An 8,261-nucleotide genomic window follows, 5' to 3' on the forward strand; every position below is an offset into this window, starting at 1 on the left:
GAAGCCTCCGACGCGGGCATGCAGAACAAGAAGTGGTGGCAGAAGGCCGTCGACTGGGTCGTCGACAACTGGGACACCATCGTCAACGTCTGCAAGATCATCGTCGCCGTCGTCGGCATCATCGCCATGATCATCGGCGGCCCCCTCGCCCTCCTGGTCCTCGCCGCCGCCCTCATCGTCCTCGCCGACACCCTCATCAAATACGCCAACGGCGAAGCATCACTCTGGGACGTCGCCTTTGCGGCACTTGACTGCATTCCGGGCATGAAAGGCCTGACCACCGCCGCCGGACTCCTCAAGGGAGTCAAATCCGGCCTCAAGGGCCTCAAGCAAGGTGTCAAAGGGCTTGGTCGCACTCTTCGCCGGAACGGCAGACCGGTCGAGGTCAAGGTCTGCAAGACCGACCCGATTGACATGGCCACCGGTGAAATGGTCATGGACAGCGTGGACGTGGATCTGACCGGAGTCCTGCCGCTGCGGATCGAGCGCCACCACATCTCCAGCTATGCCGACGGCCGGAGCTTCGGCCGCTCCTGGGCCTCCACCCTCGACCAGCGGCTTGTCCTGGACGACTCCGGGGCCCAGTTCTTCTCGGCCGACGGCATGGTGCTGGACTATCCGGTGCCACTCCCGGACCCCCGCCTCCCCGTGCTGCCTGTCGAGGGGCCTCGCTGGGAGCTCTCCTGGGACGGCCGGCCGGGAGGCGCGATGTCCGTCCGCCGACGAGACACTCACCAAAACCTCCACTTCGCCGCGGTGGACGGAGTGCCCAGCCACCACCTGCCGCTGGTGGCAATGACCGATCTCAACGGCAACCGCATCACATTCCACTACGAGTCCGGCGTTCTCACGGAGATCCGGCACTCCGGCGGCTACCGCCTCGGCGTGTCGGTCTACGACGACCGGGTGACCGCGCTGCGGCTGCTGAGCGACCCCGCGGAGCCGGTGCTCATCGCCTACGACTACGACGACGCCGGGAACCTGAGCAAGGTCTACAACTCCTCGGGTCTGCCCTCACTGCTTTTCTACGACGACCGGCACCGGATCACCGGCTGGCAGGACCGCAATGGCAACTGGTACCGCTACACCTACGATGCCGAAGGCCGCTGCGTCGCCACGGAAGGCGTCGACTCCTTCCTCTCCAGCCGCATCGAGTACGAGACGGAGCACGGCAGGACGGTCTTCACCGACTCCCTCGGCCACACCACCGTCTTCCAGTTCAACGACTGCTACCAGCTCGTCGCCGAGACCGACCCGACCGGCGCCACCACCCGCTACGAGTACGACCGCTTCGACCGCCCCCTGCGGGTGACCGACCCCCTGGGGCGGAACACCTCCTACGCCTACGACGCGGAAGGAAACCTGACGGCGGTCACCCGCCCGGACGGCACCGTGTTCGCGGCCGAATACAACGAACTGGGCCTTCCGGTCGTCATCACGGAACCGGACGGCTCCCAGTGGCACCAGACATACGATGACGCCGGCAACCAGATATCCGTCACCGACCCCGCGGGCGGGGTCACCCGTTACGCATTCGGCCCCGGCGGAGGTCTGACCCGGGCCACCAATGCGGCCGGAGAGACCACCGAGGTCCGGTGCGACAGCGCCGGGCTGCCCGTTTGGGCACGGACGGCGTCAGGCGCGGAAACCCACTACCGCCGGGATGCCATGGGCAGACCCGCCGAGATCGTCCACCCTTCCGGTGCGGTCTCCCGGATCGAGTGGAGCACCGAGGGCAAGGTCACCCGGCAGGAAGACCCCGAAGGCGGCGTGCAGCTCTGGGAGTGGGACCCGGAAGGCAACAACACCCGTCACACCGACGCGGCGGGCAATACCACCCGCTTCGAGTACGGCGCCTTCGACCTGCTCAGGCGCCGGATCGATCCGGACGGCGCCGTCTACTCCTTCGCCCACGACACCGAGCTCAACACCACCCGCATCACCAACCCGCAGGGGCTGTCCTGGGACTACCGCCGTGACCCCCTTGGCCGCCTGACCGGCGAGCGCGACTACAACGGCCGGAGCATCATCTACCGCAGAAACGCGGCAGGAGAGCTCACGGAGACGGTCAATCCGCTGGGCGAGCTGACCCGCTACCTGCGGGACAAGCTCGGCCAGGTGGTCGCCAAGGACGCCGCAGGGGTGCTGACGGAGTACCGGCGCGACCCCGCGGGACGTATCGTCCGGGCCATCGGGCCGGACGCGGAACTCGTCCTGGAGCGCGACGGACTGGGACAGATCGTGGCGGAGACCTGCAACGGCCGGGCCCTGCGCACCGCCTTCGACGCTCTGGGCCGCCCGGTGCGGCGCATCACCCCCGCCGGTATCGAAGTCCGCTGGGAGCATGACCCGTCCCGACGCCAACGGCGGCTCACCGCGGCGGGCCGCACACTGACCTTCGCGCTCGACGCCGGAGGCAGAGAGGTGTCCCGCCTGGCGGATGAGGAAGCCCTGCTCACCCAGGACTGGGACGCGGCCGGCCGGCTGACCCGGCAGACACTCCCCGTCACCGGCGTCGCAAAGACCTTCTCCTACCGTCCCGACCACGTCCTCAGCGGCGTCCACGACAGCCGCTCCGGTGACACCACCTACACTCTGGACCCCCTCGGCCGCGTCACCCGCGTCGACGGCTCCAACTGGTCCGAGGAGTACACCTACGACCGCACCGGCAGCCAGACCGGCGCCCACTGGACCGCCGAAGGCACCGCACACACCGACTCGATCGGCGAGCGCGCACACCAGCAGGCCGCGATCGCCTCGGCCGGACGCGTCAGCTTCGACTACGACGCGGCCGGCCGCGTGATCGCCCGGCGCACCAGGACGCTCTCCGGGACGACCAGGACGGTGCGCTACGTGTGGGACGCCGACGACCAGCTCCGGGAGATCAGACTCCCCGACGGTTCGCGATGGCTCTACCGATACGACCCGCTGGGCCGCCGCATCGAGAAACAGCATCTGGCGGCCGACGGCACTCCGGGGCCACGGACTCTCTTCACCTGGGACGGCACCCGCCTGGCCGAACAGTCCACCCAGCACCCCGGCTCGCCGGACACCACGACCACGGCCTGGGAATACGACCCGGAAACCGAAAACCCTGTCGCGCAGCTGGAACACCGCGCCCGCTCCTCCGCACTCACACCCCAGCAGGGCACGGACGGCGCCGACGGCACGGAAGACATCCGCCTCTACTCGGTCATCACCGACTTCGTGGGCACACCCACCCGGCTGGTGGACGCCTCCGGCACCATCGCCTGGGAGCTGAACACCACCGTTTGGGGCATACCGAGGAGCGACACTCGCGAGGCCACCGCATGCCCGCTGCGTTTCCCCGGCCAGTACTACGACGACGAAAGCGGGCTGCACTACAACTATCACCGCTACTACGACCCCGACGTCGCCCGCTACCTCTCCCCCGACCCCCTTGGCCTGACGGCCGGTCCACACCACTACAACTACGTCCCGAACCCCTTCCTCTGGATCGACCCGCTCGGCCTCGCCTGCACGGTCGTACGGCACTTCACCACCAAGAGGAGCTACCAGCAGATCATGAGCGGCGGCGGCAAGGGAAAGATCCTGCTCAAGGCCAGCAAGCCGGGCAAGGGCCACCCCGAAGGGGTCTACCTGACTCCCCTCAGCCCCGCTGATATCGCCAAGAAGAAGGGCGGATTCAAATCCTACCTCGGCATCACCCGCGAGAAGTCTGAATACATGATCGAATTCAAGATGGACGGAGATCTGCTGCAGGGTATCCGCGGGGGCCGTGGGGACCACGTGGTGTACAGCCCGAAGGATCTGGAAATCCCGCACGAGAACATCTCCTACCACGGTCCCACCGCGGACTGGACAGCAAGCTGAGGAACAGGACATGGTGCCCACCGGTTTCGACACCACCTTCATCTGCGGAGCGGACTTCCCCGCACGGGTCCGTGGATTCATCCAGCTCCAGATGGAACGGTGGCCCAGATTTCTCTTCAACGAAGAGGAACTCAGCACCGCCGGACTCGCGTCCTGGACCCTCCCCGATACGCGGGGTGAGAAGTATCCCGACATCCTGACCTTCTGCAAGAACGCCGGGATGAACGACTTCTGGGAGGAGAACGGGTACGCCCTGGACGCCTCCGGAGAGGGACCCTTCGCCCTCTTCTTCCGCCTCCACAGTGACACCCTCTACGCCGAGGAACTCACCGGAGCACGCCAGACCGTACCGGCCGACGAGGACCCGTACCGCCTGGAAGGGTCGAGCCTCCTGCTCACCGAGTACTACACGGCCACCCTCGTCACTCCGGAGAACCCCCGCGAAGACCCCTTCTCCCGCAGCGTGGTGCAGGACTTCCTCAAGAGCTTCGGCAGCGACGCCTTCGGCCTCACGCACACCATGTGACACTCCGGCCCCAACGCATGTAACGCGTAGGTCAGACATAGCCTCCGGCTCCGCGCCCATGGTCATCGACACAGGAAAACCGCAGGTCAAAGCCTTGACCTGCGGTTTCCCATGGAGCCGCCTAAGGGAATCGAACCCTTGACCTACGCATTACGAGGGCCCGCAAGATCATCCCGGGTGATGGTGCGCGGTGCCACCGCATCCCGTTCCCCCTGGTCAGAGGCGGACTCTCCTCCCCGGCCATGCCGCCGAGTCCGCCGGGTGCCACCCCGTCCGCTCACGCATCGCTCACGCAGACCCCCCTCGCCTGCAGTGTCGCGCCCCAGGCGATGCTCTTCAGGATGCTCATGGGCATGAGTGCCTGGTTCCAGCCTCGCCCAAAAATCACCCCGCCTGGGAGCCTCCTCTCACCCTCTCAGGGCAGCTCTGTACACACTGAGTTCATTGTTGTAGCGGCGTTCCCGAGCCATGAAGGCTTCCGTCCCGCCTTCCAGAATGTCTTGAATATCACGGCGCACGCGAGTCACCTCAATGGACCCTGCGTGCTGAACGAGGTCACCTGCTTCAGATTCTCCACCGGCCTTGCTTGATTTCACCCGGATGGAATCTCCATCATTCTCGACTACGATGACACGCTCAGCGTCTGCATTGACCGGAATGTTGGCGTTATGCGTAACTACGATTACTTGACGCACCCAGCGACTCTTCCGAATCTCAGGGACGATGAGCTGGGAGATCCACGCTGTGTCTAGATCATCTTCCGGCTGATCAAGCACCAGTGGCTCGACGCCATGGTGAAGGACGAAGCTCAGCATTGCCGCACTTCGCTGTCCTGGAGAGCTAGTCGTAACCGACTGCCAATCTCCGTCACACGTCACGTTTCCCCCGTCACGGAGGAAATACATATGAACGACGTCATCCGGATAAAGCATCGCGAGTCGAATGCGTTGGCCGGTATCAAGTTTTACAAGCTTGGACCACCAATTAACCCTGCACGCAACCTCCTTCTTAATCGGCTCAAAGGTGCCACTAAGAACACATTCCCGCCAAACTTTCAGCCGCTGCGACTGGACCTCTTGAGAGGTCTCCCAAATCCATTCAGCAAGCGCGGGAATGTCTTCCACGAATCCATCAGCTCGGATTCCCAGGAGCTCACGAACCTCCCTAACCCAGCCGCTAGTATTCCCGAAATGGTTCACCTCGAACCGAAGTGAACCACTACGCTGTTCGACTTCATGGAGAAGTTTCTCCCTTCGCCCGGATCTATTCTCATAAATCTGCTGAAGTCGACTCCAGGCGCGAGCCTCCGCTTGGCGCAGGTCATCAAGTCCTCGCGAAATTTCGTCAAGAGACCTGAGTTCCTCGATACTTCCGTTCAATGATTCAGTCAGAGAAAGGTATGTCGCAGGGTCAATACCCAGCTCATTCATGTACTCCTGGAAGGAAATGATGGAACGCTCTGCGGACTCAACCTTGACTGCCCAATCTCCGGATTGCTGGCGCTTACGCGCCGCCTCCACTTCTTGAAGGGAATCAGCGATTCTCTGACGGAGATCTCTCTCTAGCTCATCGCGAATCCTATTCAATTCCTCGTAATACGATGACACATCACTCGTGGCAGGCGAATGCGGAGCCGAACCTGCTTCCAGGTGACGCAGTAGTGATTCCTCAAGTTGGTGGACTGTATCAGTCAGACGCCGCGTAGAGGATGCGAGATTTGCCTGCTCGCGCAGAATTTCTTCACTCTGTCGGCGCCTGCTCTGACTCTCCGCATCTCCGAAGGCTGAAACTTGTTGCTGAAGTTCTCTGATCCTCGCCTCTATCTCGGGACGACGTGACAAGCGAACTTCGGCATTCAGTCGCTCAGCTACGCTCGTCAAGCAAGCAGTCTGCGCGGCCTCAAGTGTCTGCTGGAAGGTACCGGTGAAGCCACTCTCGGCCTCTAGGGCGCTGTCGACGAGAGTGAACAGATGTCGCGACGCGGCAAATCTATCTTGATGATCTTGCGCAGTGCGCTCAAAGAGTTCCTTCTGGCTGAAGATACTCATCGGGAAAGTTGTTGCGAGTGCACCGTTCCCGTGACGCATTTGCGAGCCGCTCTGTGCACTCCACTGCGCAGTGCCTGTCTCACGGGAGATCGCAATGCGATGACAGGATGAAAGATCTGCCGAACGGAAAACTCCTTCGACAAACACCTGAGCCTCGCGCTGTATTCCTGGAGGTAGAAGATCAAGCCGACCGTACAGCTGGCGCAAGGCTGCGACAATTGTGGATTTTCCCGCCCCGCGTCCACCAATTATCACATTCAAACGAGGATCGAACCGTACTTCTAGCGCCTCGCTTGAATTTCCGAGATCTCCCCCCAGGCGCACCCTCTCAACCCAGGCGTGATCGACAACGTTAGGATCCGAATTTCCACGCAGCCGAACATCCCAACTAGGAATGATGCGAGCTTCGTAGTCAAGAAAAGCTTGACGCAGAGCCTCCTTCGAAGGCGAATCCATTCTGATCCACGTATACCTGCTGCCCAATTCATCGAGTGAGTAGGCATCTGATGTTGCGATGAACGGAAGTCTTCGAATGCACGGCAAATCATCCAACCTGCGGCTTCGAAAGCGCCCTGCCCAAGAGGGGGATGCTGAATCGGACGGGTTCACGTCTCCAACGTCGATAGCCCCAAGTCGGTCGTGATGGAGAGCCTTCCATCGCAAGTCTCCCTGGATTGTCTTCTTCGACGCAATTCCATTGTCGTTCAGTGCGTGCGGTGCAACTGCAAGCCAACCCTCTGGAAGATTGTCGAGAATTTGCGTGACCGTATGTGGCGCCGGGGCAGGATGCCGAGTTTTCGGATTCAGACGAGGATGATCTTCATTAAATCCACAAGTCTGCGCCAACATAAGGTCGATGTCGTGCTTGCTGCGATCCAACTCTCCAATGAGCAGGAGATGAACACCATCTGAACCAGATCCAGTTGTTACTTCAACCCCAGGGAAAACGATGACACCGTGACGTTCACCAGCGACCTTCATATCGTCAAGCCAGTCGCCTGTATTGTGATCCGCTAGCGCGATCACATCGATTCCTTGATCACGCAACTTTCGCATGTACTGATCAGCGAAGCCCTCCCGATCACTCCTACGAGAGAAATCGAAGTTCGTGCCAGGGGGGAGCTTAAAATCGTACGCAGGTGTAGCTACCTGCAGGTCACACTTATACCAGCGAGACGCCTCACTCACCACTCTCTGCAACTAGAACCTCGGACTTGGGGGGCAGAGACAATCATGAGGTGCCGCGATGCAGCTTCGCAGGGGATTTTTCCATCCTGTGACCATCGCTCGACGCGAAAGGAACTACTCGCAAGTAATAGAACTATCGTTCAATCTTGATTGAGCATGATCTTAGCTCCTCGGCGACGTCTAGCAGCGCTGCTACTAGGCAGTTTCGTTTGGATCAGTTGGTCGTTGGTCCGGGTGTGCCGTTGACTGATGCGCAGTGGGCGCGGATCGAGCCGCTCCTTCCGGACCGGACGCCGAAGCGGGGTGGCCGCTGGCGGGACCATCGTGAGGTGATCGACGCGATCGCCCACAACTTCCAGACCGGCACGCAGTCAGCCTTTTCCATCCTCAGTTTGAGCAGGTCAGGTGAGAAGCCGTTGCTCTATCGATCGTGGTGAGCATTGGTTCGAGGACGGGGATTCGGCTGGGTGATCTTCGGCCGGTGCGGGCATGAAGACAGGGCCTCCTGTCCAGCTCGGGATTGCTGAAGTCCTTCGAGCGTCAGGAGGCCCTGTGCCGCAGTCTTCCGTCCGGACGGTCGGGGAGTCCAACTCGGTTGCCCCGTCGTGTGACTGTCTCGCGCACGGGTTCGGAAACGCCGCGGG

General features: G+C 62.0%; 4 protein-coding genes. 3 read left to right on the forward strand and 1 reads right to left on the reverse strand.

Annotation, left to right across the window (positions count from 1 at the left end; genetic code table 11):
- Together GQS09_RS04160 and GQS09_RS04165 are read left to right on the forward strand one after the other, a co-directional pair.
- Positions 1 to 3,855, forward strand: a 3,855-nt coding sequence (locus GQS09_RS04160) for an RHS repeat-associated core domain-containing protein (RefSeq protein WP_207957436.1), incomplete at its 5' end; no start/stop codon positions are given.
- Between the two features lie 10 nt (positions 3,856 to 3,865).
- On the forward strand, positions 3,866 to 4,381 hold the full coding sequence (locus GQS09_RS04165; RefSeq protein WP_165984594.1) for a hypothetical protein: 516 nt from the start codon (positions 3,866 to 3,868) through the stop codon (positions 4,379 to 4,381).
- Positions 4,382 to 4,788: 407 nt separating this feature from the next.
- Here GQS09_RS04165 and GQS09_RS04170 read toward each other — a convergent pair whose 3' ends face one another.
- Entirely contained in the window at positions 4,789 to 7,620 is a 2,832-nt protein-coding gene (locus tag GQS09_RS04170; protein WP_399552393.1) for a TrlF family AAA-like ATPase, read from the reverse strand.
- A gap of 206 nt (positions 7,621 to 7,826) precedes the next feature.
- Between GQS09_RS04170 and GQS09_RS30255 the strand changes: the two genes are divergently transcribed.
- Positions 7,827 to 8,054 carry a transposase gene (locus GQS09_RS30255; RefSeq protein WP_165984596.1) on the forward strand — a complete coding sequence of 76 codons (228 nt, stop codon included), beginning with the start codon at positions 7,827 to 7,829 and terminating at the stop codon, positions 8,052 to 8,054.
- The last annotated feature ends 207 nt before the right edge of the window (positions 8,055 to 8,261 follow it).

Origin of the sequence: Streptomyces sp. YIM 98790 (assembly GCF_011421595.1) — a bacterium.
Lineage (GTDB): Bacteria > Actinomycetota > Actinomycetes > Streptomycetales > Streptomycetaceae > Streptomyces.